At 69.6% G+C, this 437-nt stretch carries 1 protein-coding gene; it reads right to left on the minus strand.

Annotated elements, in window-relative coordinates; all coding sequences use genetic code 11:
- The coding region (locus tag DVK03_RS19580) for an ABC transporter ATP-binding protein (RefSeq protein ID WP_147440858.1) at positions 1 to 437 on the minus strand (437 nt) is incomplete at both ends.

Here is a 437-nt window from a genome sequence, read left to right on the forward strand (position 1 = left end):
GAGCCGAGCAGCCCCTGCGTGTACGGGTGGACGGTGTCCTCGAACACGGAGTCGAGCGTGCCGCGCTCGACGACCTCGCCGGCGTACATCACGCAGACGCGGTCGCACATCTCCGCGATCACGCCGAGGTCGTGGGTGATGAGCACGATGCTCATCCCGCGCTCGGCCTGGATCTCCTTCAGCAGGTTCAGGATCTGCGCCTGGATCGTCACGTCGAGCGCGGTCGTCGGCTCGTCGGCGATCAGCACGTCCGGCTCGCCGGCGAGCGCCTGCGCGATCATCGCGCGCTGGAGCATCCCGCCGGAGAACTGGCCGGGGTACTCGTCGACGCGGTCCTCGGGGTCGGGGATCCCGACCTGGCCGAGCAACTCGACCGCCCGCTCCTTGCTCTCCTCACTCGTGTAGTCGCGGCCGGGGACGAGCCCGTCGAGGAGGTA

It is taken from the genome of Haloferax sp. Atlit-109R (genome assembly GCF_003665865.1).
In the GTDB taxonomy this organism is placed as follows: Archaea; Halobacteriota; Halobacteria; order Halobacteriales; family Haloferacaceae; genus Haloferax; species Haloferax volcanii.